General features: G+C 70.9%; 21 protein-coding genes. 8 read left to right on the forward strand and 13 right to left on the reverse strand.

Annotation, left to right across the window (positions count from 1 at the left end):
* Window positions 1-73: 73 nt before the first annotated feature.
* The 3 genes from OG892_RS11815 to dusB all read right to left on the reverse strand — a co-directional run bounded on the left by OG892_RS11815 (window position 74) and on the right by dusB (window position 6,015).
* Window positions 74-1,093 carry a helix-turn-helix domain-containing protein gene (locus tag OG892_RS11815; protein WP_328867130.1) on the reverse strand — a complete coding sequence of 340 codons (1,020 nt, stop codon included), beginning with the start codon at window positions 1,091-1,093 and terminating at the stop codon, window positions 74-76.
* A 530-nt stretch (window positions 1,094-1,623) separates the two neighbouring features.
* Window positions 1,624-4,335 carry a pyruvate, phosphate dikinase gene (gene ppdK, locus OG892_RS11820; protein WP_073735942.1) on the reverse strand — a complete coding sequence of 904 codons (2,712 nt, stop codon included), beginning with the start codon at window positions 4,333-4,335 and terminating at the stop codon, window positions 1,624-1,626.
* Window positions 4,336-4,866: 531 nt separating this feature from the next.
* On the reverse strand, window positions 4,867-6,015 hold the full coding sequence (dusB, locus tag OG892_RS11825) for a tRNA dihydrouridine synthase DusB (protein WP_328696942.1): 1,149 nt from the start codon (window positions 6,013-6,015) through the stop codon (window positions 4,867-4,869).
* 118 nt (window positions 6,016-6,133) lie between these two features.
* Here dusB and OG892_RS11830 point away from each other — a divergent pair, with 118 nt between their 5' ends.
* The gene (locus OG892_RS11830; RefSeq protein WP_371629096.1) at window positions 6,134-7,672 is read left to right on the forward strand and encodes an MFS transporter; all 1,539 of its coding nucleotides are present in this window, start codon (window positions 6,134-6,136) and stop codon (window positions 7,670-7,672) included.
* Here OG892_RS11830 and OG892_RS11835 read toward each other — a convergent pair.
* A complete protein-coding gene (locus OG892_RS11835) occupies window positions 7,642-8,598 on the reverse strand; it encodes a helix-turn-helix domain-containing protein (RefSeq protein ID WP_371629097.1) in 957 nt (318 codons plus the stop codon). The genes OG892_RS11830 and OG892_RS11835 overlap by 31 nt on opposite strands.
* 227 nt (window positions 8,599-8,825) lie before the next feature.
* Here OG892_RS11835 and OG892_RS11840 point away from each other — a divergent pair, with 227 nt between their 5' ends.
* A complete protein-coding gene (locus tag OG892_RS11840) occupies window positions 8,826-10,247 on the forward strand; it encodes an MFS transporter (protein ID WP_371629098.1) in 1,422 nt (473 codons plus the stop codon).
* 113 nt (window positions 10,248-10,360) lie between these two features.
* Here the strand turns inward: OG892_RS11840 and OG892_RS11845 are convergent, their stop codons facing one another.
* Complete coding sequence (locus tag OG892_RS11845) at window positions 10,361-10,591, reverse strand: DUF6243 family protein (protein ID WP_371629099.1); 231 nt, start codon at window positions 10,589-10,591, stop codon at window positions 10,361-10,363.
* Window positions 10,592-10,924: 333 nt separating this feature from the next.
* Between OG892_RS11845 and OG892_RS11850 the strand changes: the two genes are divergently transcribed.
* Both OG892_RS11850 and OG892_RS11855 read left to right on the forward strand, forming a co-directional pair.
* Window positions 10,925-11,938 carry an aldo/keto reductase gene (locus OG892_RS11850; protein WP_073735950.1) on the forward strand — a complete coding sequence of 338 codons (1,014 nt, stop codon included), beginning with the start codon at window positions 10,925-10,927 and terminating at the stop codon, window positions 11,936-11,938.
* 86 nt (window positions 11,939-12,024) lie between these two features.
* Window positions 12,025-12,612: a TetR/AcrR family transcriptional regulator gene (locus OG892_RS11855; RefSeq protein WP_371629100.1), complete on the forward strand. Its 588-nt coding sequence runs from the start codon at window positions 12,025-12,027 to the stop codon at window positions 12,610-12,612.
* Between the two features lie 81 nt (window positions 12,613-12,693).
* On the opposite strand, the gene OG892_RS11860 is transcribed toward OG892_RS11855, so the two are convergent.
* Together OG892_RS11860 and OG892_RS11865 are read right to left on the reverse strand one after the other, a co-directional pair.
* Window positions 12,694-12,900 carry a hypothetical protein gene (locus tag OG892_RS11860; RefSeq protein ID WP_073735952.1) on the reverse strand — a complete coding sequence of 69 codons (207 nt, stop codon included), beginning with the start codon at window positions 12,898-12,900 and terminating at the stop codon, window positions 12,694-12,696.
* Between the two features lie 91 nt (window positions 12,901-12,991).
* Complete coding sequence (locus OG892_RS11865; protein ID WP_024491652.1) at window positions 12,992-14,374, reverse strand: glycine--tRNA ligase; 1,383 nt, start codon at window positions 14,372-14,374, stop codon at window positions 12,992-12,994.
* A 155-nt stretch (window positions 14,375-14,529) separates the two neighbouring features.
* Here OG892_RS11865 and OG892_RS11870 point away from each other — a divergent pair, with 155 nt between their 5' ends.
* The 4 genes from OG892_RS11870 to OG892_RS11885 all read left to right on the forward strand — a co-directional run bounded on the left by OG892_RS11870 (window position 14,530) and on the right by OG892_RS11885 (window position 17,718).
* Window positions 14,530-15,483 (forward strand): metal ABC transporter substrate-binding protein, encoded by a 954-nt coding sequence (locus tag OG892_RS11870; RefSeq protein WP_371629101.1) that lies wholly within the window; start codon window positions 14,530-14,532, stop codon window positions 15,481-15,483.
* 56 nt (window positions 15,484-15,539) lie between these two features.
* On the forward strand, window positions 15,540-16,322 hold the full coding sequence (locus OG892_RS11875) for a metal ABC transporter ATP-binding protein (RefSeq protein ID WP_371631623.1): 783 nt from the start codon (window positions 15,540-15,542) through the stop codon (window positions 16,320-16,322).
* A 2-nt stretch (window positions 16,323-16,324) separates the two neighbouring features.
* Complete coding sequence (locus OG892_RS11880; protein ID WP_073735955.1) at window positions 16,325-17,218, forward strand: metal ABC transporter permease; 894 nt, start codon at window positions 16,325-16,327, stop codon at window positions 17,216-17,218.
* A 65-nt stretch (window positions 17,219-17,283) separates the two neighbouring features.
* Window positions 17,284-17,718 (forward strand): Fur family transcriptional regulator, encoded by a 435-nt coding sequence (locus OG892_RS11885; RefSeq protein ID WP_073735956.1) that lies wholly within the window; start codon window positions 17,284-17,286, stop codon window positions 17,716-17,718.
* 40 nt (window positions 17,719-17,758) lie between these two features.
* Here OG892_RS11885 and OG892_RS11890 read toward each other — a convergent pair whose 3' ends face one another.
* From OG892_RS11890 to OG892_RS11915, 6 genes are all read right to left on the reverse strand, one after another.
* Complete coding sequence (locus OG892_RS11890) at window positions 17,759-18,577, reverse strand: isoprenyl transferase (RefSeq protein WP_073735957.1); 819 nt, start codon at window positions 18,575-18,577, stop codon at window positions 17,759-17,761.
* A 21-nt stretch (window positions 18,578-18,598) separates the two neighbouring features.
* Complete coding sequence (recO, locus tag OG892_RS11895) at window positions 18,599-19,345, reverse strand: DNA repair protein RecO (RefSeq protein ID WP_024491646.1); 747 nt, start codon at window positions 19,343-19,345, stop codon at window positions 18,599-18,601.
* Between the two features lie 58 nt (window positions 19,346-19,403).
* The gene (locus OG892_RS11900) at window positions 19,404-20,087 is read right to left on the reverse strand and encodes a response regulator transcription factor (protein ID WP_073735958.1); all 684 of its coding nucleotides are present in this window, start codon (window positions 20,085-20,087) and stop codon (window positions 19,404-19,406) included.
* Window positions 20,084-21,253 (reverse strand): sensor histidine kinase, encoded by a 1,170-nt coding sequence (locus OG892_RS11905; protein ID WP_079193436.1) that lies wholly within the window; start codon window positions 21,251-21,253, stop codon window positions 20,084-20,086. Before OG892_RS11905 ends, OG892_RS11900 begins: the two co-directional genes overlap by 4 nt.
* Before the next feature lie 89 nt (window positions 21,254-21,342).
* Window positions 21,343-23,451, reverse strand: a complete 2,109-nt coding sequence (locus tag OG892_RS11910; protein WP_371629102.1) for an MMPL family transporter — start codon at window positions 23,449-23,451, stop codon at window positions 21,343-21,345.
* 161 nt (window positions 23,452-23,612) lie between these two features.
* Window positions 23,613-24,290 carry a TerB family tellurite resistance protein gene (locus tag OG892_RS11915; RefSeq protein WP_073735959.1) on the reverse strand — a complete coding sequence of 226 codons (678 nt, stop codon included), beginning with the start codon at window positions 24,288-24,290 and terminating at the stop codon, window positions 23,613-23,615.
* Between the last annotated feature and the right edge of the window lie 232 nt (window positions 24,291-24,522).

The following is a 24,522-nucleotide window of genomic DNA, read 5'->3' on the forward strand; positions in this document are numbered from 1 at the left end:
AGGTAGACGCCGGGGCCGCCGGAAACTCATCGGTGCCGGACGGGGAATGTGCGCGAGCCGGATACCGCGCCGCTCACGACATGGCGAGCGGCGCGCCGCCCCGGAGCAGCGAGCCGCCCAGCGGGGTCACCGTGTGCAGGACCGAGCTGCCGTGGCGCAGGGTGTGCACCAGGCCCGCCTCACGGAGCACACAGGCGTGCTGGCTGGCCGACGCCAGGGAGACCCCGGCCCGGCGGGCGAGCTCGCTGGTCGTGCAGCCGTCCCCGATGGTCCGCAGGACCGTCGAGCGGGTGTGGCCGAGGAGCCGGCCGAGCCAGGGGCCCGGTTCCGCGAAGACCGGGGCATCGGCGTGGCCGACCGGGTAGACGAGCACCGGCGGCAGCAGCGGATCGCGCAGGACGACCGGGGCGCCCCGGCAGAAGAACGACGGCTGGAGGAGCAGCCCCCGGCCGTCCAGACGCAGTTCGCGGTCGACCGGGTAGTCGGCCTCCAGCACCGGCGCCCGCCAGCGGATCACCGGCGGGAGCGAGGCGAGCAGCTCTTCCGGGCCACCGTCCAGCAGGGCGCGTCCCCGGACCGCGCGGTCGGCCTCGACGCTCGCCTGGACATGCGGCCAGTACGGTTCGACCGCGGCGCGGTGGTAGGCGCGCAGGGCCCCGATGAGGCGGCCCAGCGGCTCGGAGCGCCCTTCCCGCAGCGCGTCCAGCCGCACCGGCCGGACCGCCCGCCGGGCCGTGGCGGTACGACCGTCGGGGTGTCCCTCGGCGCCCAGCATCGCCAGTTCGGCCCGCAGGCGCTCGGCCGGGGTGTCGCGCAGGACCTCCGTCCCGGTGCCGAAATCCAGTGGTTCCGAACCTTCCTGAGAAGGCGTCAGGAAGTCCGGGAAATAGCCGCGCGGTGGAACCACGGCGGACAGCAGACGTACTTCACCATTCAACCGGGGGCGGGTTTCCGTGCGCCATTTCCCGAACACCGTTGAAGCACGCCGGTCCCTCAGCCGGTGAAAACTGAGAATGGTCTCCCACAATGCGTCCGGCCCGGTGGCCATCCGCACCCTGGAAAGGTCCCACCCGGATATATGGATACGCAGCACCGAACCCCCACCCACTTGCACCTGCAATTCCCCCCGCGCAACAGTATGCGAACAGTCACACCACGTCACCACGGGGTTTCGGCCAGAGGTGAAACGTCTCGCCCCGACCTGGTGTCACCCGAAAGGCTGTACGACGTCGGGTTGCGATTCCAGAGCCACCGGAAGAGCGAGTGAAGGCCGTGGGGGGTTTCGCTCGTTCGGCGGCGGTCGGCAATGGTGCGGCTCCGTACCCGACGGGGGTAAGCGGGGTGCGGTTCATGGATGGGGATCCGTGAACCGCACCCCGGTCCGTTCCGAACTATCTCTTTGCGCATTGAACGAAGCAATGGGCGGCGGACATGACGAGGCGGCGGCACCCCCGCACAGGGTGCCGCCGCCTCCGGGGAATTCCGCGCCGGACGCCGGTCCGGTGAGGGTCGCCCCGACCGGCGGCCCCCGCGGAATGAGTGGTTCAGGTGCTCAGGTGGTTCAGATGGTTCAGGTCCTCAGATGGTTCAGGGTCCTCAGGCGGTTCAGGGTCCTCAGGCGGTTCAGCGGCTGTCGCTGCCGCGCGACTCCGCCGCCGCCCGGCCGGCCTCCAGGCGGGCCACCGGAATGCGGAACGGCGAGCAGGAGACGTAGTCCAGGCCCACCTCGTGGAAGAAGTGCACCGATTCCGGGTCACCGCCGTGCTCGCCGCAGATGCCGAGCTTCAGGTCGGGACGGGTCGCCCGGCCGGCCGCGACGGCGCTGCGTACCAGCGAGCCGACACCGTCCTTGTCGATCGTCTCGAACGGCGACACCCCGAAGATGCCCTTCTCCAGGTACGCGGTGAAGAACGAGGCCTCCACGTCGTCGCGGGAGAAGCCCCACACCGTCTGGGTCAGGTCGTTGGTGCCGAAGGAGAAGAACTCCGCCGCCTCCGCGATCTGACCGGCGGTCAGCGCGGCGCGCGGCAGCTCGATCATCGTGCCGATCTTCAGCTTGAGGTTCGTGCCGGTGGCGGCCTGGACCTCCGCGATGACCCGGTCCGCCTCCTCGCGGACGATCTCCAGCTCCTGGACCGTGCCGACGAGCGGGATCATGATCTCGGCGCGCGGATCGCTCTTGGCGTTCTTGCGCTCGGCGGCGGCCTCGGCGATCGCCCGTACCTGCATGGCGAACAGGCCGGGGATGACCAGGCCGAGCCGGACCCCGCGCAGACCGAGCATCGGATTCTGCTCGTGCAGCTTGTGCACGGCCTGGAGGAGCCTGAGGTCGTTCTCGTTGGCGTCCTTGCGGGACTCCGCGAGCGCCACCCGGACCGACAGTTCGGTGATGTCGGGCAGGAACTCGTGCAGCGGCGGGTCGAGCAGCCGCACGGTGACGGGCAGTCCGTCCATCGCCTCGAACAGCTCGATGAAGTCGGCCTTCTGGAGCGGCAGCAGCTGCTCAAGGGCCGTCTCGCGCTCCTGGTCCGTGTCGGCCAGGATCAGCTTCTCGACCATCTCGCGGCGCTCGCCGAGGAACATGTGCTCGGTGCGGCACAGCCCGATGCCCTGGGCGCCGAAGCGACGGGCCCGCAGGGCGTCCTCCGCGTTGTCCGCGTTGGCCCGCACCCGCAGCCGGCGCACCCGGTCCGCGTACGCCATGATCCGGTGCACGGCGGCGACCAGTTCGTCGGCGTCGTCGGCGCCCGCGTGCATCCGGCCCTCGAAGTACTCGACGACCGGCGACGGCACGACGGGTACCTCACCGAGGTAGACCTTGCCGGTCGATCCGTCGACGGAGACGAGGTCACCCTCCTCCACGACCGTGGTCCCGACTGTCAACCGGCGCCGCTTGGTGTCGACCTCGATCTCCTCCGCGCCGCATACACAGGTCTTGCCCATGCCCCGGGCGACGACGGCGGCGTGCGAGGTCTTGCCGCCGCGCGAGGTCAGGATGCCCTCGGCGGCGATCATGCCGTCCAGGTCGTCGGGGTTGGTCTCCCGGCGGATCAGGATGACCTTCTCGCCGGAACGGGACCACTTGATCGCGGTGTACGAGTCGAAGACGGCCTTGCCGACCGCCGCACCCGGCGACGCGGCGATGCCCCGGCCGAGCAGCCGCACCTCGGCCTCGTCGTCGAAGCGCGGGAACATCAGCTGCGCCAGCTGCGCGCCGTTGACCCGCTGGAGGGCCTCGGCCTCGTCGATGAGGCCCTGGTCGACGAGCTGGGTGGCGATCCGGAAGGCGGCACCGGCGGTGCGCTTGCCGACCCGCGTCTGGAGCATCCACAGCCGGCCGCGCTCGATGGTGAACTCGATGTCGCAGAGATCCTTGTAGTGGGTCTCCAGCGTCTCCATGATCGCGATCAGCTCGTCGTACGACTTCTTGTCGATGGACTCCAGATCGGCGAGCGCCACGGTGTTGCGGATACCGGCGACGACGTCCTCGCCCTGCGCGTTCTGCAGGTAGTCGCCGTAGACGCCCTGGTGGCCGCTGGCCGGGTCGCGGGTGAACGCGACGCCCGTGCCGGAGTCGGGGCCGAGGTTGCCGAAGACCATGGAGCAGACGTTGACGGCGGTGCCGAGGTCGCCTGGAATGCGCTCCTGGCGGCGGTAGAGCTTGGCGCGGTCGGTGTTCCACGAGTCGAAGACGGCCTTTATGGCCAGGTCCATCTGCTCGCGCGGGTCCTGCGGGAAGTCGCGTCCGGCGTCCCGGGTGACGATCTTCTTGAACTGCTTGACCAGCTTCTTGAGGTCGGCCGCGTCGAGGTCCACGTCGACGCTGACGCCCTTGGCCTCCTTGGCGGCCTCCAGCGCCTCCTCGAAGAGGTCGCCGTCGACACCGAGGACGGTCTTGCCGAACATCTGGATGAGGCGGCGGTAGGAGTCCCACGCGAACCGCTCGTCGCCGGACTGGGCGACGAGGCCGAGGACGGACGCGTCGGAGAGGCCGATGTTGAGGACCGTGTCCATCATGCCGGGCATCGAGAACTTGGCGCCGGAGCGGACGGAGACCAGCAGCGGGTCGTCCGACTGGCCGAGCTTCTTGGCCATCCGCGTCTCAAGGGCGTCGAGGTGCGCACTCACCTCGTCGCGCAGGGCGGCCGGCTCCTCGCCGCTGCCGAGGTAGACCTTGCACGCCTCGGTGGTGATCGTGAAGCCCGGAGGGACGGGGAGCCCGAGGTTGGTCATCTCGGCGAGGTTGGCACCCTTCCCGCCGAGCAGGTCCTTCAGATCCTTGTTGCCCTCGGTGAAGTCGTAGACGAACTTCTGCGGGTCTTCGTTTTCCGACACGGGTCTCGACTCCTCGACGACGCGGTGGCTGCCCTGACGGCGAGGAACATACCCAGATCGAAGGTGTCTGGGTACGTCCGCTTGGCCGTCGTACGGCCGCAACCACCTGTCCGCCAGCAGATCCAAAGAATCGCTCCGGCGATCAAGCCGAGGTCCTTCGTTCAGCTCTTGAAGGCGACATGGTCATTCCTTGAGGACAGGCACTCGTTTGAGCAACCCCATGCGCATCTGAGTACATTTCCCGAAGGCTGACACATGGCACTGAGTGCCAGCCCTTCCAGAAGTGCAGCCACCCGCAATACGCTCGTTTGAGCGTATGCCTCATCAAAGGTGGCGCGAATCACGCTGATTCCGGACCCTGGATTTCAGGATTCGGACGCCTCGGACAGTCACCCGGCACCCCGAGGTCCACTCCGAGGTCCACTCCGAGGTCCACTCCGAGGTCCACTCCGTCCAGGCTACGGGCGAACGTCCGCCCCCGCCCGGGGGCCACGGCCGGCAGCGAGGGGACCGCCAGCACGCCCGCCCGTCTCAGCCGCCCGACGTGTCCAGTTCCGCGTCCGCACTGACGCCCGCGCAGTCGTAGGGGTCCTTCAGCCAGCCGTCCGGGAGCACCACCCGGTTGTTGCCCGAGGTGCGGCCGCGCGGGCCGTCGGCGCCGTCCGGCCACGGCTGGTCCAGCCGCAGTTCGTTCAGCTGCGAACCCAGCTCCTCCAGCGAGGAGGTGACCGCGAGGTTCCTGCGCATCTCGGAGCCGACCGCGAAGCCCTTGAGGTACCAGGCCACGTGCTTACGGAAGTCGATCACGCCCCGGGTCTCGTCACCGATCCACTCCCCGAGCAGCGTCGCGTGCCGCAGCATGACGTCCGCGACGGTGCGCAGGGAGGGCGTCTGCCGCGTCTCCGTACCCTCGAACGCGCTCACCAGGTCTCCGAAGAGCCAGGGACGGCCCAGGCAGCCGCGTCCCACGACCACGCCGTCACAGCCGGTCTCGCGCATCATCCGCAGGGCGTCGTCCGCGCACCAGATGTCGCCGTTGCCGAGGACGGGGATCTCCGGGACGTGCTCCTTGAGGCGGGCGATGGCGTCCCAGTCGGCGGTGCCGCCGTAGTGCTGGGCGGCGGTCCTGCCGTGCAGGGCCATCGCCGTGACGCCCTCCTCCACGGCGATCCGGCCGGCGTCGAGGTAGGTGAGGTGGTCGTCGTCGATGCCCTTGCGCATCTTGATGGTGACCGGCAGGTCGCCCGCGTGGGAGACGGCCTGGTTCAGGATCGCGCGCAGCAGCGGCCGCTTGTACGGGAGCGCGGAGCCGCCGCCCTTGCGGGTGACCTTGGGGACCGGGCAGCCGAAGTTCAGGTCGATGTGGTCGGCGAGGTCCTCGTCGACGATCATGCGGACGGCCTTGCCGACCGTGACCGGGTCCACTCCGTACAGCTGGATGGAGCGCGGGGTCTCGCTCGCGTCGAACCGGATGAGCTGCATGGTCTTCTCGTTGCGCTCGACCAGTGCCCTGGTCGTGATCATCTCGCTGACGAACAGCCCCTTGCCGCCCGAGAACTCCCGGCACAGCGTGCGGAAGGGCGCGTTGGTGATGCCCGCCATGGGGGCGAGGACCACCGGCGGCTGCACGGTGTGCGGGCCGATGCGGAGCAGCTGGGGCGCGGGGGCGAGCGTGGTCATTCCCCCATTGTCGCGTACGCGGGGAACTGCTCGGTCGGCCGTCGCGGTGGTACCGGGTGCCGGCGCGGCCGGGGAGGTACTGTCAGCGAGGGTCGTTAGTTAGTCGTACTATCCATGCATGCCCGAGCTCAGCCACCGGAGACGGATGCTGGTGCTGGCGATCTGCTGCATGAGTCTGCTGATCGTCAGCCTGGACAGCACCGTCCTGAACGTCGCCCTCCCGTCCATGCGCCAGGACCTGCACGCGAGCGTCGCGGGGATGCAGTGGACGATCGACGCGTACACACTCGTCCTCGCCTCCCTGCTCATGCTCGCGGGCTCCACCGCCGACCGGATCGGCCGGCGCAAGGTCTTCATGGCCGGACTCGTCCTCTTCACCCTGGGCTCGGCGCTCTGCTCGATCGCGCCCAGCCTGGAGACGCTGATCGTGTTCCGGATGGTGCAGGCCGTCGGCGGCTCCATGCTGAACCCGGTCGCGATGTCGATCATCACCAACACCTTCACCGAGCCACGCGAACGCGCGCGGGCGATCGGTGTCTGGGGCGGTGTCGTCGGCATCTCGATGGCCGCGGGACCGGTGGTCGGCGGCGTCCTGGTCGATTCGGTCGGCTGGCGGTCGATCTTCTGGATCAATCTGCCGGTCGGTATCGCCGCACTGCTGCTGACCTTGAAGTACGTCCCCGAGTCGCGCGCCGCGAAGGCCCGCCGCCCCGACCCGGTGGGCCAGCTGCTGGTGATCGCGCTGCTGGGCTCGCTGACGTACGCGATCATCGAGGCGCCGCAGAAGGGGTGGACCTCCGCCGAGATCCTTTTGTTCGCCGCGGTCGCGGCGGCCTCGCTGACCGGCCTGCTGGTGTACGAACCCCGGCGCACCGATCCCCTGATCGACCTGCGGTTCTTCCACAGCGCCCCGTTCAGCGGAGCCACCGTCATCGCGGTCAGCGCCTTCGCCGCGCTCGGCGGCTTCCTCTTCGTCAACACGCTCTACCTCCAGGACGTACGTGGGCTGAGCGCGCTGGGCGCCGGTCTGTACATGCTCCCGATGGCGGCGGTGGTCTGCGTTCTGCCGCCGATCTCGGGGCGCGTCGTCGCCACCAGGGGGCCACGTATCCCGCTCCTGGTCGCCGGAGTCGCGATGGCGGCGAGCGGTCTGATGTTCGCGCTGTTCGACGCGGAGACCGACAACGCGCTGATGTTCACCGGCTATGTGCTGTTCGGGCTGGGCTTCGGCGCGGTGAACGCGCCCATCACCAACACCGCCGTCTCCGGTATGCCCCGCTCCCAGGCGGGCGTGGCCGCGGCGGTCGCCTCGACCAGCCGTCAGATCGGGCAGACGCTGGGCGTCGCCGTGATCGGCGCGGTGCTGGCGGCCGGTGTGTCCGGCGCCGGCTCCTCGGACGGCATCGGCCCTGCCGGTGACTTCGTGGCGGCGAGCAAGCCCGCCTGGTGGATCATCACCGGCTGCGGGCTGTGCGTCCTGCTGGTCGGGGCGCTGACCAGCGGGCGCTGGGCACGGGGCACCGCTCGCCGGACGGCGGAACTGCTGGAGGGGGCGGCGGGCCACGGTCCGGGCGGCGGGCGGCCAGGGGGTCACACTGGGGGCACGTCGGGCGACGGGTCCGGCGGTCAGTCCTCGTCCGCGAGCACCAGGGCCTGAAGCCGCTGGAGCCGCTCCCTGGTCTCCTCGTCGCGCGGTACGTAGGTGACCAGCCGCGGACCGGCCGACGGGCCCAGCCACAGATCCGAGGTCTCCACCCGCAGCAGCCCCACGTGCGCGTTCCGGAAGATCTTGGACCGGCCGCCGGAGCTGACGACCTCATGCCTCGCCCACGTCTCCCGGAACTCCGGTGACGCCGCCTCCAGCCGCTTGAGCAGGGCCTTCCACGAGGGCTCCGCCAGGTGCTCGGCCATCGCGGCACGGAACTTCGCCGTCAGGAAGCGGGTCACCTCCGCGATGTCCATGACGGTGGAACGCCACTGCTCGTTCGTATAGGCCAGCAGCATGATGTTGCGGTCCTCCGGCGCCACGGCATCCAGTTCGCAGAGCAGCCTGCCGTAGGTCCGGTTGTGGGCGAGGACGTCGTAGCGGCTGTTCTGGACGCAGGCGGGGATCGGCTCCAGCTGCCGCAGCATCGCGCGCAGCGCCGGGGTGATGCTCGGGCACTCCGTACCGGGAGCCGGATCGATGGCCCCGGCGAGGGAGAAGAGGTGGCTGCGCTCGCTGCGGTCGAGCAGCAGTGCGCGGGCGAGCGCGTCCAGGACCTGGGGCGAGACCTGGATGTCACGGGCCTGCTCGAGCCAGGTGTACCAGGTGACTCCGACGGCGGAGAGCTGGGCCACCTCCTCACGGCGCAGCCCCGGCGTGCGCCTGCGGCGGCCCCGGACCAGGCCCACCTGCTCGGGGGTGATCCGCTCCCGGCGGCTGCGCAGGAAGTCCGCGAGTTCGTGCCGCCGGATCTCGGTCGCGGTGGTCTCCGGGGCTTCGGTGGTCTCTGGGGCTGCGGTGGCTTCCGGGGCTTCGGTGACCTCTGGGGATGCTGAAGCCGTCGGGGCTGCGGGGCGCGTCCGGGCTGCGGTCGCCATCGTCGTCATTCCTCCAGCGTGCGGGACGGCCCGACGCCATGCCGGGTGCTATTTGTACCAGGATAAAGACACTCTGGTACCAGGCTTCGAGAAGAGCGATCGTCGATGCCGTGAGTGAATCCTCCGTACAGCCGAATGTCCGGCCGAAGACATCCGCCACATCCGCCACGTCTGCCATATCCGCCACGTCCGCCACGTCCGCAACGTCTGTCACATCCGCCGCGCCCGTGGTGCGGCACGACCACCCCACGCCGGTGCTCGGCGCGCTGGGGCTGTTCACCGTGCTGCTGGGGGCGGCCCTTCCCCTGATCGACTTCTTCATCGTGAACGTCGCCCTGCCCACCATCGACCACGATCTGGACGCGGGCCCGGCCCTGCTGGAACTGGTCGTCGCGGGCTACGGACTCGCCTATGCCGTGCTGCTCGTACTCGGTGGCCGGCTCGGTGACATGGCCGGCCGGCGCAGGCTCTTCCTGCTGGGCATCGCGGCCTTCGGGATCACCTCGCTGGCCTGCGGCCTCGCCCCGGACGCCTGGACGCTGGTCGGCGCACGGGTCGCCCAGGGCGCCGCGGCGGCGCTGATGCTGCCGCAGGTGCTCGCCACCATCCAGGCGGCCACCTCCGGACAACGACGGGCCAGGGCGATGAGCCTCTACGGGGCGACGGCCGGGCTCTCGATGGTCGCGGGCCAGATCCTGGGCGGCGTACTGGTCGCCGCCGCGCCGCTCTCCTCGGTGTTCGGCGAGAGCGCGGGCTGGCGTTCGGTGTTCCTGGTCAACGTTCCGGTGGCGGCGGTGGGGCTGGTGCTGGCGGCCCGCTCGGTGCCCGAGACGCGATCGGAGCGGCCCGCGCCGATCGACGTGCCGGGCACGCTGCTGCTGGCCGCGTCACTGGTCACGCTGCTGGCCCCGCTGACCGAGGGGCGGGCGGCCGGCTGGCCGCTGTGGACCTGGGTCTCGCTGGCGCTGTTCCCGTTCGCCGCGGCCGCCTTCTACCGGGTGGAGCGGCGGGCCGACCGGAAGGGCCTGATCCCGCTGGTCCCGCCGAGCCTGCTGCGGCTCGACTCGCTGCGGCGCGGCCTGTCGCTGGTGCTGCCGTTCTCGGTCGGCTTCGGCGGCTTCATGTTCGTCATCGCGGTGGCCCTCCAGCAGGGCCTGAAGCTGGGCCCGGCGGCGTCCGGCCTGTCGATGGCCCCGATGGCGGCGGCCTTCTTCGCCGCCTCACTGGCGGGACCGGGGCTGGTCCGGCGGTACGGCAGCCGGGTCGTGACGGCCGGCGGGATCATCCAGGCGCTCGGCGTGGTGGTGCTGGTGATCACCGTGTGGCGCGACTGGTCCGGTCTTGGAATGCTCGGGCTGCTGCCCGGGATGGCGATCGCCGGTCTCGGCCAGGGACTCCAGCTGCCCGTCCTGTTCCGCATCGTGCTCTCCGACGTACCGCCGGAGCGGGCCGGGGTCGGGGGCGGGGTCATGACGACGACTCAGCAGGCGGCGCTGGCACTGGGTGTGGCGACGCTCGGTTCGCTCTTCCTGTCGCTGGCCCCGGGCTCGGGGATGCGGGACGCGCTGGCCGTGACACTGCTGGTGCAGCTGGGTGCTGTGGTGCTGACGACGCTGCTGAGCCTGCGGCTGCCGCGCGCCGTGGCATGAGGGCGGGGCTCCGTCACAGCCGTGGGCCGTCACAGCCGTGGGCCCGGGACACCTGAGGTGTTCCGGGCCCACGGTCGTACGAGTGGTGCGGTCCGCGCTCCGCGGAAGGGGCGTCAGCTCTGCGCCGGGGCGTCCTGCTCCGGGGCGTCCTGCCCGGCTGCCGCGTCGTCCGACGGCGCGGGGTGACCGGCACGCTCCCGCATCTTGCGCAGCAGCTCCTGCTTCTGCTCGGTCGCCGTCTTCCGGTCGGCGTTGCGCTCCGGACCTGCGCCCTGCTTCTCGGCACGGGACAGCTTCTTCCGCTGTCCGCCGACGCCGAGGAGGTTATTGCGACTCTTGGCCACGGGGTTCTCCCATTCATGGTGAAAGTGAGGTCTGAGACGACCCTGGATCGATCCGGTGGGCGGCGGGTGCTCGTACCCGCCGCGCACTCACTCGTAGATCTGGAAGAACGAAGACATGCCGGAACGGTACCCCGCCCCGAACGGCTCCGGCACCGGATTTTCGTCCGGCCGGACTCACCCCGCCGACCGGAATCACCCCACCGAGGGAACATGGACTGACAGATATTGAAATCTGTCATCCCGCATGTCATGGTCGATATGTACGCACGACACCCGCCTTCTCTCCCTCCACTTTCCGCCTTCCGCCCGCCTCCGCCCACCCGGGAGTTCCTCATGACCGCCCTCCGCCCCCGCACCCTCGGCTCCACCGGCCCACAGGTCTCCACGCTCGGTCTCGGCTGCATGGGCATGTCCGCGCTGTACGGCGAGACCGACCGCGCCGAGTCGGTCGCCACCATCCACGCCGCGCTCGACTCCGGCATCAACCTGCTCGACACCGGCGACTTCTACGGCATGGGGCACAACGAACTACTGATCAACGAGGCCCTGCGCACCGCCCCCGCAGCCGCTCGGGAACAGGCCCTGACCAGCGTGAAGTTCGGCGCACTGCGGACCGTCGAGGGTGCCTTCAGCGGCTACGACGGCCGCCCGGCGGCGGTCAAGAACTTCGCGGCCTACTCACTCCAGCGATTGGGCCTCGACCACATCGACGTCTACCGGATCGCCCGGCTCGACCCCGACGTGCCGATCGAGGAGACGGTCGGCGCCATCGCCGAACTGGTCGAGGCGGGACACGTCCGCCACATCGGCCTCTCCGAAGTCGGCGCGCAGACCATCCGGCGGGCGGCGTCCGTAGCCCCGATCTCCGATCTGCAGATCGAGTACTCGCTGATCTCCCGCTCCATCGAGGCGGAGATCCTGCCGGTCTGCCGCGAGCTGGGCATCGGCGTCACGGCGTACGGGGTGCTCTCCCGAGGGCTGATCAGCGGCCACTTCACCCGTGACCGCGAGCTGGCCGCCGGTGACTTCCGGACCATGAGCCCGCGCTTCCAGGACGAGAACCTCAGGCACAACCTCGACCTGGTCGAGGCGCTCCGCAAGATCGCCGAGCAGAAGGGCGTCACGGTCGCGCAGATCGCCATCGCCTGGGTCCTCGCCCAGGGTGCGGACATCGTGCCGCTGGTCGGCGCCCGCAGGCGCGACCGGCTGACCGAGGCTCTCGGCTCCCTGGACGTCGAGCTGACCCCTGCCGACCTCGCCGCGATCGAGGAGGCGGTCCCGGCCGGTGCGGCGGCGGGCGCCCGCTACCCCGACAGCCAGATGGCACACCTGGACAGCGAGCGCTGACGTCCGGGTACGGTCGGAGCCGCCCGAAGGCGTCCCGACCCGCTCGACGCCCGCCTCGAAAGCCCGAAAGGCAGCACACACCCACCATGACGCCGCCGTCCGACCCGCTGACCCCCGAGCGCATCCTCGAAGCCACCGAGGACGTGCTGCGCCGCTACGGCCCCGCCAAGGCCACCGTGGTCGACGTGGCCCGGTCGCTCGGCGTCAGCCACGGCAGCGTGTACCGCCACTTCCGTACGAAGGCCGCCCTGCGCGAGGCCGTGACGGGCCGCTGGCTGACCCGCACGGAGCTGGCACTCACCGAGATCCTGCACACCCCGGCCCGGCCCGCCCCGGCGAAGCTGCGGCAGTGGCTGGAGACGCTGTTCGAGGCCAAGCGGCACAAGGCGGGCGATGATCCGGAGCTGTTCGCCACCTATGAGGTACTCGTGGGCGAGAGCACCGTGATCGAGGAACACATCCGCGAACTGGTGGGCCAGCTGCGGGAGATGATCGAGGAGGGAGCGGCCGACGGGCAGTTCACGGTGGCCGACCCCGCGGCGGCCGCCCAGGCGGTCTTCGACGCGACGGCCCGTTTCCACGACCCGGCGTATGCCGCGGAGTGGCAGAAACCCGCCATCGTCGCCGAGTTCACCGCCGTCACGGACCTGCTGCTGCGCGGCCTGCGGAGCTGACGACGGCCACGGACACAACCACGGCTACAGCCACAGCCACACCCACAGCCACGGGGACGGGGACGGGGACGGCCACGGGGACTATGTCGCCGTCGGGTCGACCGTCGCCTGGTGTGCCTGCGCGAGGTGCTCCTCGGCCTTGAGCCAGGGCAGGAACTGCACACCCTTGCGCCAGTCGCAGGTGTCGCAGCTCAACGCCCGCTGCATCCCCGACTTCCGTACGTGGACTATGTGTTCACGGCCGTGCTGGTCCCATCTGCTGACCTTGCTCGTGGTCATGGACGGCATCCGAGCCTCCTGTGGACGATTGTGCCCAGTGTGCACGAAGCCCCCGGTTCCGTTCGGGGAACCGGGGGCTTCGTCCAGCGGATGCGAGGCGTCAGCAGCCGAGCAGCCGCGCGCCCAGGTACGCCTGGATCTGGTCCAGGGAGACGCGCTCCTGCTTCATCGTGTCGCGCTCGCGCACCGTCACCGCGTTGTCGTCGAGGGTGTCGAAGTCGACGGTGACGCAGAACGGCGTACCGATCTCGTCCTGACGACGGTAGCGGCGGCCGATGGCGCCCGCGTCGTCGAACTCGATGTTCCAGTTCTGCCGGAGGTCGGCCGCGAGGCCCTTGGCCTTCGGCGAGAGCTGCGGGTTGCGGGACAGCGGCAGGACCGCGACCTTGACCGGCGCCAGGCGCGGGTCGAGGCGCATCACGGTGCGCTTCTCCATGACGCCCTTGGCGTTGGGCGCCTCGTCCTCGATGTAGGCGTCCAGCAGGAAGGCCAGGACCGAGCGGCCCACACCGGCCGCCGGCTCGATGACGTAGGGGGTCCAGCGCTCGCCGGCCTCCTGGTCGAAGAAGGACAGGTCCGTGCCCGAGGCCTTGGAGTGCGCCTTCAGGTCGTAGTCCGTGCGGTTGGCGACGCCCTCCAGCTCGCCCCACTCGCTGCCGCCGAAGCGGAAGCGGTACTCGATGTCAGCGGTGCGCTTGGAGTAGTGGGAGAGCTTCTCCGCCGGGTGCTCGAACCACCGCATGTTCTCCTCGCGCATGCCGAGGCCGGTGTACCAGTTCCAGCGCTGCTCCATCCAGTACTCCTGCCACTGCTCGTCCTCGCCCGGCTTGACGAAGAACTCCATCTCCATCTGCTCGAACTCGCGGGTGCGGAAGATGAAGTTGCCCGGAGTGATCTCGTTCCGGAAGGACTTGCCCATCTGCGCGATGCCGAACGGCGGCTTCTTGCGCGAGGTCTGCTGCACCTGGCCGAAGTTGGTGAAGATGCCCTGGGCGGTCTCGGGACGCAGGTAGGCGACCGAGCCGGAGTCCTGGGTCGGACCGAGGTGCGTGGAGAGCAGGCCGGAGAACTGCTTGGGCTCGGTGAACGTGCCCTTGTTGCCACAGTTGGGGCAGTTGAGGTCGGCGAGGCCGTTGACCGGCGGCTTGCCGTGCTTCTCCTCGTACGCCTCCTCCAGGTGGTCCGCGCGGTAGCGCTTGTGGCAGGAGGTGCACTCGGTCAGCGGGTCGGAGAACGTGGCGACGTGGCCGGAGGCCACCCACACCTCGGGGGCCAGGATGACCGACGAGTCGAGCCCGACCACGTCCTCGCGCGAAGTGACCATGTAGCGCCACCACTGGCGCTTGAGGTTCTCCTTGAGCTCAACGCCCAGCGGCCCGTAGTCCCAGGCGGCGCGCTGACCACCGTAGATCTCACTGCAGGGGAAAACGAAGCCACGGCGCTTGCTCAGGCTGACGATGGAGTCGATCTTGTCGGCGGCCACGGTGCTCTCTTCATTACGACGGCGACGAACGGAGAAGACCTCAGATTACCGGCGGGCACGCCCCTTCGATCAAATCGGTATCGGGACAGTCACTTCCGGAGGCATCTCATCAGCCTTGTTGACAATCGTTTCCATTTTTGTTGAAAATGACTGTCATGAACGAACGCCGCCTCATACCCACCGCCGCCGTCGCCGGAGCAGTCGTCCTCGGCCTCACCGCGCTCACCGCCTGCTCGTCATCCGATGCCGCCGACCACAAGAGCGGCGACAAGCTGAACGTGGTGGCGTCGTTCTACCCGATGCAGTTCCTGGCCGAGCGAATAGGCGGCGGCCACGTCTCCGTCTCCACCCTCACCAAGCCGGGCGTCGAGCCGCACGACCTGGAGCTCAGCCCCCGGCAGATCGGCGGCCTCAGCGACGCCGACTACATCCTCTACCTCAAGGGCATCCAGCCCGCCGTGGACGACGCGATCAAGCTCTCCGAGTCCAAGCACACGGTCGACGCCGCGAGCCTGACCACGCTGGAGGACCACGGCGCCGAGGTCGGCGGCGAGGAGCACGCCCACGAGCACGAGGGCGAGGAAGCCGGCGCCGACCCGCACATCTGGCTCGACCCGGTGAAGTACGCCGAGGTCGCCAAGGGGGTCGGGAAGTCCCTGGAGAAGACCGACCCGGACCACGCCGCGGACTACCGCAAGAACACGGACACCCTGGTCAAGGAGCTCGGCGCGCTCAACACCGGGTACGAGAAGGGGCTGGCGAACACCGCCACCAAGACCTTCATCACCACCCACTCCGCCTTCGGATACCTGGCCGAGCGCTACGGCCTCACCCAGGAGGGCATCGCCGGCATCGACCCCGAGGCCGAGCCCAGCCCCGCCCGGATCAGCGCCCTGCACTCCATCGCGGAGAAGAAGAAGGTCACCACGGTCTTCTTCGAGACGCTGGCCAGCGACAAGACGGCCAGGACCGTCGCCCGGGACACCGGCCTGAGGACCGACGTCCTGGACCCGCTGGAGGGAATCACGGACAAGTCCAAGGGCGATGACTACATCGAGGTCATGAAGTCCAACCTCGCCGCGCTGCAGAAGGCGCTCGGCGCGAAGTGAGCGACGACCCCACAGAACCGGCCGAACCGAACCCCGCAGCAGCACCGGAGGCGCTCATGCCCGAGCCCGCGAGCCCCACCCCAGAAGCCGTGATCGTCCTGCGCGACGCCACGGCCACCCTCGGGGCACGCCCCGTACTGCGCGGCGTCGACCTGACCGTGCGCCGCGGCGAGGTCGTCGCGCTGCTCGGCGCCAACGGCTCCGGCAAGTCGACCGCCGTACGCTCCGCCATCGGCCAGGTCCCGCTCACCGGCGGCGCCGTCGAGCTCTTCGGCACGCCGCTGCGGCGCTTCCGCGACTGGGCCCGGGTCGGCTACGTACCCCAGCGCACCACGGCGGCCGGCGGCGTACCGGCCACCATCCGCGAGGTCGTCTCCTCCGGGCGGCTGTCCCGCACCAAGCTGGGCCTGCCCCGCAAGGCCGACCGCGCCGCCGTCGACCGGGCCATCGAGCTCGTCGGCCTCACCGACCGCGCCACGGACTCGGTGAACGCCCTCTCCGGCGGCCAGCACCAGCGCGTCCTGATCGCCCGCGCGCTCGCCGCCGAACCCGAGCTGCTGATCATGGACGAGCCGATGGCAGGCGTCGACCTGGCCAGCCAGGAGATCCTCGCCGCGACCCTGCGCGACCAGGTCGCGGCCGGCACCACCGTGCTGCTCGTCCTGCACGAGCTGGGCCCGCTGGAGCCGCTGATCGACCGCGCGGTCGTCCTGCGCGACGGCTGCGTGATGCACGACGGACCGCCCCCGAAGGCCCTCGGGCAGCACGCGCTGCCCGGCCACGACCACGTACACCCCCACGCGGCTTCCGAGCCCGTCCGGACGGGACTGCTGAGCTGATCATGGAATTCCTCACCCCTCCCTTCATGCAGCGGGCGCTGATCGCCGCCGTACTGGTCGGCGTCATCGCCCCCGCCGTCGGCATCTACCTGGTGCAGCGCCGGCAGGCCCTGATGGGCGACGGCATCGGCCACATCGCGATGACCGGTGTCGGCCTCGGCTTCCTGCTCTCCACCAGCCCGGTCTGGATGGCCACCGCCGTCGCCGTCGTCGGCGCGGTCGTCATGGAGCTGATCCGCTGGTACGGACGCACCCGGGGCGACATCGCGCTGGCGATGCTCTTCTACGGCGGCATGGCGGGCGGTGTCCTGCTGATCAACCTCTCCGACACCGGCTCCAACGCCAACCTCACCTCGTACCTCTTCGGCTCCCTCTCCACGGTCTCCTCGGAGGACATCACCGCGATCGGTCTGCTGGCGGCGTTCGTGCTGCTGGTGACGGTGGGGCTGCGCAGGCAGCTGTTCGCGGTCAGCCAGGACGAGGAGTTCGCCCGGGTCACCGGGCTGCCGGTGCGGGTGCTGAACCTGCTGATCGCGGTCACCGCGGCGGTCACCGTCACCGTCGCGATGCGGGTCGTCGGGCTGCTGCTGGTCAGCGCCCTGATGGTGGTCCCGGTCGCCGCCGCGCAGCAGATCAGCCGGTCCTTCAAGGTGACCTTCGTGCTCTCGGTCGTCATCGGGGTGGCGGTGACGCTGGCCGGCACCGTGACCTCGTACTACCAGGACGTACCGCCCGGGGCGACGATCGTGCTGCTGGCCATCGGCGTCTTCGTCGCGCTGACCCTGCTCGCCACTCCGCTGGGAAGAAGGCGCGCGCGCATCGGCGAATCGGCCGCGGAGCGGTGCACCCTGGAGGTACCGGCCACCCGCCGGGCCACGGACGACGTCCGCGTCTGACCGCGCGGCCGGGCCGGGCTGGCACAATGGCCCGACAAACGTACGGGCGACACGAGGAGGCTCCTGTGGCGACGGCGCCGAGCAGGGACACGAACGCGGCCCCGGTACGCGGCCGCTCGACCCGGCAGCGGACCGCGGTGGCCGCGGCGCTCGACGAGGTGGACGAGTTCCGCAGCGCCCAGGAGCTGCACGACGTGCTCAAGCACCGCGGCGACTCGGTCGGGCTGACCACGGTCTACCGCACCCTGCAGTCCCTCGCGGACGCGGGCGAGGTCGATGTACTGCGCACCACGGAGGGCGAGTCCGTCTACCGGCGGTGCTCGACCGGCGACCACCACCACCATCTGGTCTGCCGGGTGTGCGGCAAGGCCGTCGAGGTGGAGGGCCCGGCCGTGGAGCAGTGGGCGGAGACGATCGCGGCGCAGCACGGCTACGTCAACGTGGCGCACACGGTCGAGGTCTTCGGCACCTGCGCGGACTGCGCGAGTACGCAGAAGTGATCCGGGTCCGCGGGGGCGCCGCCCCCGCGGACCCGCCCGCTCAGCTGCCGTTCCCCGCCGCCTCCACCGCACCGCCGAAGCGCCGGTCGCGCTGGGCGAATTCGAGGCAGGCGCGCCACAGGTCGCGGCGGTCGAAGTCCGGCCACAGCACGTCCTGGAAGACCATCTCGGCGTAGGCGCTCTGCCAGATCAGGTAGTTGGACGTGCGCTGCTCGCCGCTCGGGCGGACGAAGAGGTCGACGTCCGGCATGTCCGGGTAGTAGGTGTACTTCGCGAAGGTCTTCTCGTTGACCTTCGACGGGTCGAGCTTCCCGGCCGCGACGTCCTGGGCGATCCGCTGCGCGGCGTCGGCGATCTCGGCCCGGCCGCCGTAGTTGACGCAGAAGTACAGCGTCATCTTGTCGTTGTCCTTGGTCTGCTCCTGGGCGACCTGGAGCTCCTGGACTACGGACTTCCACAGCTTCGGCATGCGGCCGACCCAGCGGATCCGGATGCCGAGCTCGTCCATCTCGTCGCGGCGGCGGCGGATGACGTCCCGGTTGAAGTTCATCAGGAACTTCACCTCGTCCGGGGACCGCTTCCAGTTCTCGGTGGAGAAGGCGTACAGCGAAAGGTTCTTGACGCCCATCTCGATGCAGCCCTTGAGCACGTCCATGACGACGCCCTCACCGACCTTGTGGCCCTCGGTGCGCGGCAGCCCGCGCTCCTTGGCCCAGCGGCCGTTGCCGTCCATCACCACGGCGACGTGCTTGGGCACCAGCTCACCGGGGATCTTCGGCGGCACGGCACCGGACGGGTGCGGCTCCGGGGTCTTGTGGTCGCGCCGGTTACGGCCGCCGAGGATTCCGCGTACTGCCATGAGCTTCTCAGTCTCCCTGTGTCACTTTTCCACGTACCGCAGCGAGCGCAGCCCGCGCTCCAGATGCCAGTGCAGATAGGCGGACACCAGCCCGCTCCCCTCCCTGACGTGACGCGCCTCGCACGCGTCCGCCGTCTCCCAGTCGCCGGTGAGCAGTGCGCTCAGCAGGGTGACGGCCTCCGCCGAGGGTACGACGCTGCCCGGTACCCGGCAGTCGCCGCATATGACGCCGCCCGCCGCGACGGAGAAGAACCGGTTCGGTCCGGGCATTCCGCACCGGGCGCAGCCGTCGAAGCTGGGGGCGTAGCCGTTGACGGCGAGGGAGCGCAGCAGGAAGGCGTCGAGGATGAGGTGGGGGTCGTGCTCGCCGCGGGACAGCGTGCGCAGTCCGCCCACCAGGAGCAGGTACTGCTGGACGGCGGGTTCGCCCTCGTGGTCGGTGAAGCGCTCCGCGGTCTCCAGCATCGCGGTGCCGGCGGTGTAGCGCCCGTAGTCGGTGACGATCCCGCCGCCGTAGGGGGCGATGGTCTCGCTCTGGGTGCAGAGCGGCAGGCCGCGGCCGATGAGCTCGCTGCCCCGGGCGAAGAACTGCACGTCGACGTGGGAGAACGGTTCGAGGCGGGCCCCGAACTTCGACTTCGTGCGCCGTACGCCGCGTGCGACGGCCCGTACCCGGCCGTGGCCGCGGGTCAGGATCGTGATGATCCGGTCGGCCTCGCCCAGCTTCTGCGTGCGGAGCACCACGCCGTCGTCCCGGAACAAGCTCATGGCTCCATTGTCCGGTACGCGGGTGGCCCGCCGGGTCCGGCCCCTCGGCCCGGGCCGCTCAGTTTCCGGCCGCCCCGCCACCGGCGGCCACGACCAGCCCGGATTCGTAGGCGATGATCACCAGCTGGGCGCGGTCGCGGGCGCCGAGTCTGCCCATGATCCGGCTGACGTGGGTCTTGGCGGTGAGCGGGCTGAGGCCGAGGGTCTCGGCGATCTCGGTGTTGTTCAGACCGCGTGCGACGAGGCCGAGGACCTGGCGTTCGCGGTCTGTGAGCGCCTCGGGGCCGCCGGGTCCGGAGGCGGGCGGGGCGCTGGGGGCGCTGAGGACCCGGGCGATCAGCCGGGCGGTCGGGCCGGGTGAGAGCAGGGCCTCGCCCGCGGCCACCGTCTTGATGGCGGCGAGCAGATCGGCGGGCCGGGTGTCCTTGACCAGGAAGCCGGAGGCGCCCGCGCGCAGCGCCTCGACGACGTGCTCGTCGGTGTCGTACGTGGTCAGGACCAGCACCTTGACCCCGGCGAGGTCCTCGTCGGCGGCGATGCGGCGGGTCGCCCCGATGCCGTCGAGTTCGGGCATCCGGATGTCCATGACGACCAGGTCGGCCCGTTCGGAGCGGGCGAGGGCGACCGCTTCGAGGCCGTTGGCGGCCTGGCCGACGACCTCCATGTCCGGGTCGGAGCCGACGAGCATCGCGAACGCGGCCCGCACGAGCGTCTGGTCGTCGGCGAGCAGTACGCGGATCATGAGAGGGTCTCCGGTTCGTGTTTCTGGACGGGCAGCAGCGCGGACACCTCGAAGCCGCCACCGGGGCGGGGACCGGCGTCCAGGGTGCCACCGGTACTGCGGGCCCGTTCCCGCATGCCGACGATGCCGAACCCGGGCGCGGAGCCGTCGTCCACCGGTCCGGTGCCGTCGTCGGTGACGGTGACGCGCAGGGCGCCGGCGGCGGGCTCCACGACGACGCCGACGCGGACGCCGGTGCCCGCGTGCCGTACGGCGTTCGTGAGGGACTCCTGCACGATCCGGTAGGCGGCCGCTCCGGTCGCCGGGGCGAGCCGGCCCTCCGGCTGGTGCACCCGGAGGTCCACATGGGCCCCGGCCGCCTCCGCGGCGCGTACGAGGCCGGGCAGCGCGGCCAGGTCGGGCACCGGTCCGTCGGCGTCGTCGCGGCCCGCGTGCCCGGTGTCGCGCAGCACCTGGAGGGTGGTGCGCAGTTCGGCGCGGGCCTCCCGGCAGGTGCCGGCGATGTCGTCCAGCGAGGCGGCGACCGCCTTCCGGTCGAGCCGGTCCGGGTCGACGGTGAGGATGTGCGAGGCGACCGAGGTCTGCACGCCGATCAGGGTGATGCTGTGGGCCAGCAGGTCGTGCAGGTCGCGGGCGATCCGCAGCCGTTCCTCCGCGACCCGCCGCCGGGCCTCCTCCTCACGGGTCCGCTCGGCCCGTTCGGCGCGTTCGAGGACCGAGGCGACGTACTGGCGGTAGATGCGCACGTCCACCCCGCAGAACAGCACCGCGACGATCCAGCCGGAGATCCGCAGCAGTTCGAGCCCGTCGTGCGTGCTGATGCCGAGCACCACGGTCATCATCGCGGCCATCACGGCGATGCCGGTGAGCAGGGTGCGCAGCGGGCGGCCGGTCACGGCCACGGTGTAGAGCGCGATCCAGGTCTGCGGCATCGTGGCCGTGTGGTCGTTGTCGAGGCCGTGGTAGAGCGCCAGCAGCGGGACCATGGCGGCCACCACGAGCACGGGTGCGCGCCGCCGCCAGCCGAGGGCGACCGCGCTCGCCGCCAGCAGCAGCCAGCCGAGCGCGTCGGGCGGCCGGCCGCCGAACAGGGCGAGGGCGGCGGAGAGCGCACCGGCGCCCACGGCTACGAGGGCGTCGGTGCGGGTGCGGTGCGGCGCGTGCATGGGGTCGCGGTTGACGACGGCCAGGACGCGCTCGCGACGGCGCGTGGTTCGGGACACGCGGCCATCCTCCGGTACGGGGCGGGGCACTGTCAGGGCGCCCGGAGGAGTTCCGGTTCCTGCGGCGCGGCGGGTGGGGCGGGCGTCCGGCTGAGCGCCCCCGGCCACCACATCCGGCGCTGCAGGGCCACGGCGGCCGAGGTGACGAGGTAGGTGCGGACGAGGAAGGTGTCCAGGAGCACGCCGACGGCGATGACGAAGCCCATCTCCACCAGGCCGGTCAGCGGCATGTTCGTCAGGACGGCGAAGGTGGCGGCGAGCACCAGGCCGGCGGAGGCGATCACTCCGCCGGTGGTGCGCAGGGCGGTGAGCGCGGCGGCGGTCGGTTCGGCGCCGGCCAGGGCCTCCTCGCGTACCCGGTGCATCAGGAAGATGCCGTAGTCGACGCCGAGCGCCACCAGGAAGACGAAGGACAGCAGCGGCAGTCCGGGGTCGGTGCCCTTGAGTCCGAGGATCGGTTCGAAGAGCAGTCCGCCGATGCCGAGCGCGGCGCCCCAGACGGCGACGACGGCGGCGACGAGGAGCAGCGGGGCGACGAGGCTGCGCAGCAGGACGATCAGGATGAGCAGAACGGAGAGCAGGACGAGCGGGACGACGGTGCGCAGGTCGCGGGAGCTGGATCGCTCCAGGTCCATCTGCTGGGCGCCGGGGCCGCCGACGTGGGCCCCGTCCAGGCCCGTGCGCAGGGCGTTGACGGTGTTCCGCTCCCCCGCGGACTCGGGTGCGTCCCTGGCGACGACGGACAGTTCGGTCCAGCCGCCGCCGCTGCGGCCGCGCTCCGCGGAGGCGACCCCGTCGGTGGCGCGGGCCCGGTCCAGGGTCTCGTCGGCCCGGCCGGTGGGTGCGAGCACGGTGATCGGCTGGCTGGAGCGGCCGGGGTAGGCGTCGGCGAGTGTCTCCATGGCGGCGACCGAGTCCGGTTTGCTGGTGAAGGAGTCCTCCAGTTTGAGGTCGCCGGGCCTGCTGAACACGCCGAGCGACAGCGCGCCCAGCAGTACCCCGCCGGTCACCAGCACCGCGACGGGCCGGCGGCCGGCCGATCCGCCCATGACGGCGAAGAGCGAGCGCCGGCGCACGGGTTCGCCGCCGTACGCCGGCACGAGCGGCCAGAACACCCGGCGGCCCAGGAGCACCAGGAGCGCGGGAAGCAGCGTCAGCATGGCCAGGAGCGCGCACAGCACCCCGACGGCGGCGATGGGTCCCATTCCCCGGCTACTGGTGAGATCGGCCGCCAGAAGGCACAGGAGGCCCGCCGCAACGGTGGCGGAGGAGGCCACGACGGCGGGGCCGCAGCCGCGCAGGGCTGCCGCCATCGCTTCCTGCGGCCGGGCGTGGCGGGTGAGCTCCTCCCGGTAGCGGGAGACCAGCAGGAGCGCGTAGTCGGTGCCGGCGCCGAAGACGAGGATGGTCATCACGGCGGAGCTCTGGCCGGTGACGGTGATGTCGAAGCCCCGGTTGAGTCCGTGGACGACGGCCATCGAGAGGGCGTCGGCGACGCCCGCGACGGCCAGGGGCACCAGCCAGAGCAGCGGGCTGCGGTAGATCAGGATCAGCAGGATCGCGACGACGGCGACGGTGGTGTAGAGCAGCGGGCCGCCGAGCGAGCCGTATACCTTCTGCGCGTCGGTGTTCATCGCGCCCGGACCGCCGACCCGGACGCTCAGCCCGTCGCCGCCCTTGGCGGTCTCGCGCACCTCGTCGACGAACGCGGTCCGGGCGTCGTCGTCCTGGCCGGGCTCGGTGGTGGAGACGGGGTACATCAGGGTCGTGCCGTCCTCTGAGGGGACGGCGCGCGGGGGCGCGGTGAGGGTGTGGTCCGCGGCCACCCGGGCGGACTGCCGGGCTGCCTCCGTGCGGTCGGCCGGGGTCAGCCCGGCGTCGCGGTGGTAGACGAGGACGAGGTCGGTGGACTCGCCGCCGGGCAGCGCTTCCTGGATCTTCGCCACCTGCGTGGAGTCGGCGCTCGCCGGCAGGTAGTCCACGGCGTGGTTGGCCTGTACGTCCGAGAGCTTCCCGGCGAGGGGTCCGGCGATCGCGATGACGGCGACCCAGAGCGCGACGACCGCCCAGGGCAGCTTCCGCCACCGGCTCCACGCCCGCGGCCCTGCCGGTCCGCCCCTGTCCTGCGTTGCGGCCCGCATACGGGCCCCCTTCCGTCGGGGTGTCTGGATTCATGTCCAGACTCCCGTCGGGCCGGGGGCGCATCATCGCGCCGGAGACCGACATCCCCGTTACTGCCGGGGAGGGTGCCGTGCGCCGGCGTACTCCCTCGGGAGTAACGGCCGGTGGGGGCGGGGGGCGTTCAGGAGGGCGTACGCGCCGCCGCGGCGAGCAGCCGGGCCGTGTCCTGCGCGCAGAGCTGGAGCGCGCCGCCGACGGTGGTCAGCACCTCGCGTTCGGCCTGGCTGTACGGGCCGTCGGCGAGCGCGATCCTGGCGCCCTGGAGCAGAATCGATTCGCGGCCGGTCTGGGCCAGGTGCGGGGCGAGCGGCTCCAGCGCCTCGTGGAGCTCGATGGCGAGGGCCGCGCCGCACGCCTCCGCGGCCGGGTCGAACGCCGAGCCGTGGCCGATGTCGACGGAGAGGACCTCGACGACGGTGGCGAGCTGCTCCTGCGTGCAGCCGTCGAACCCGGCGCCGCGCACGGTGGCGACGGCGGTCTCCAGGACCGTGCGGGAGGTGGTCCCGCCGGCCGCCAGGACGCCGAGCGCGACGGTGTGGACGCCGTCCTTGAGCATCGCGGAGAACCGGGTGGTGGTGGGGTGGTCGAGTGTGTCGGTGCCGAAGTGGTCGTGGCACGCGGCGCATTCGACGACCGGGCCCACGGTGCCGCGCCGCAGCAGCGGTACGCCGAGGAAGGTGAACCGGCGACGTCCGGTGAGGCGGCGGTAGTTGCGGTCGCCTCCGCAGCCGGTGCAGAAGAACTCGCCGTCCCCGACGGTGTCCCACATCGTACGGATGCCGCAGATACGCAGCTTCATGGCGCGTTGTCCCAGGGCTGACCGCACGTCGCACACCTCCGTAACTCCCCCGTAGCCCTGCGGACACGGGAGGTACCAACGCGGCAACATTGCCGTGTTGGACGTGATGTTAACCACATCCGTGAAGCGGCGTCAGCATCTCGCCCGTCACAACCACCCCGAGATGGCCGAACCCCGCCTCCCGGATGCGGGAGGCGGGGTTCACGGACCGTACTGATTCATGCCCTTTCGG

Origin of the sequence: Streptomyces sp. NBC_00341, from assembly GCF_041435055.1 — a bacterium.
Classification (GTDB): Bacteria; Actinomycetota; Actinomycetes; order Streptomycetales; family Streptomycetaceae; genus Streptomyces.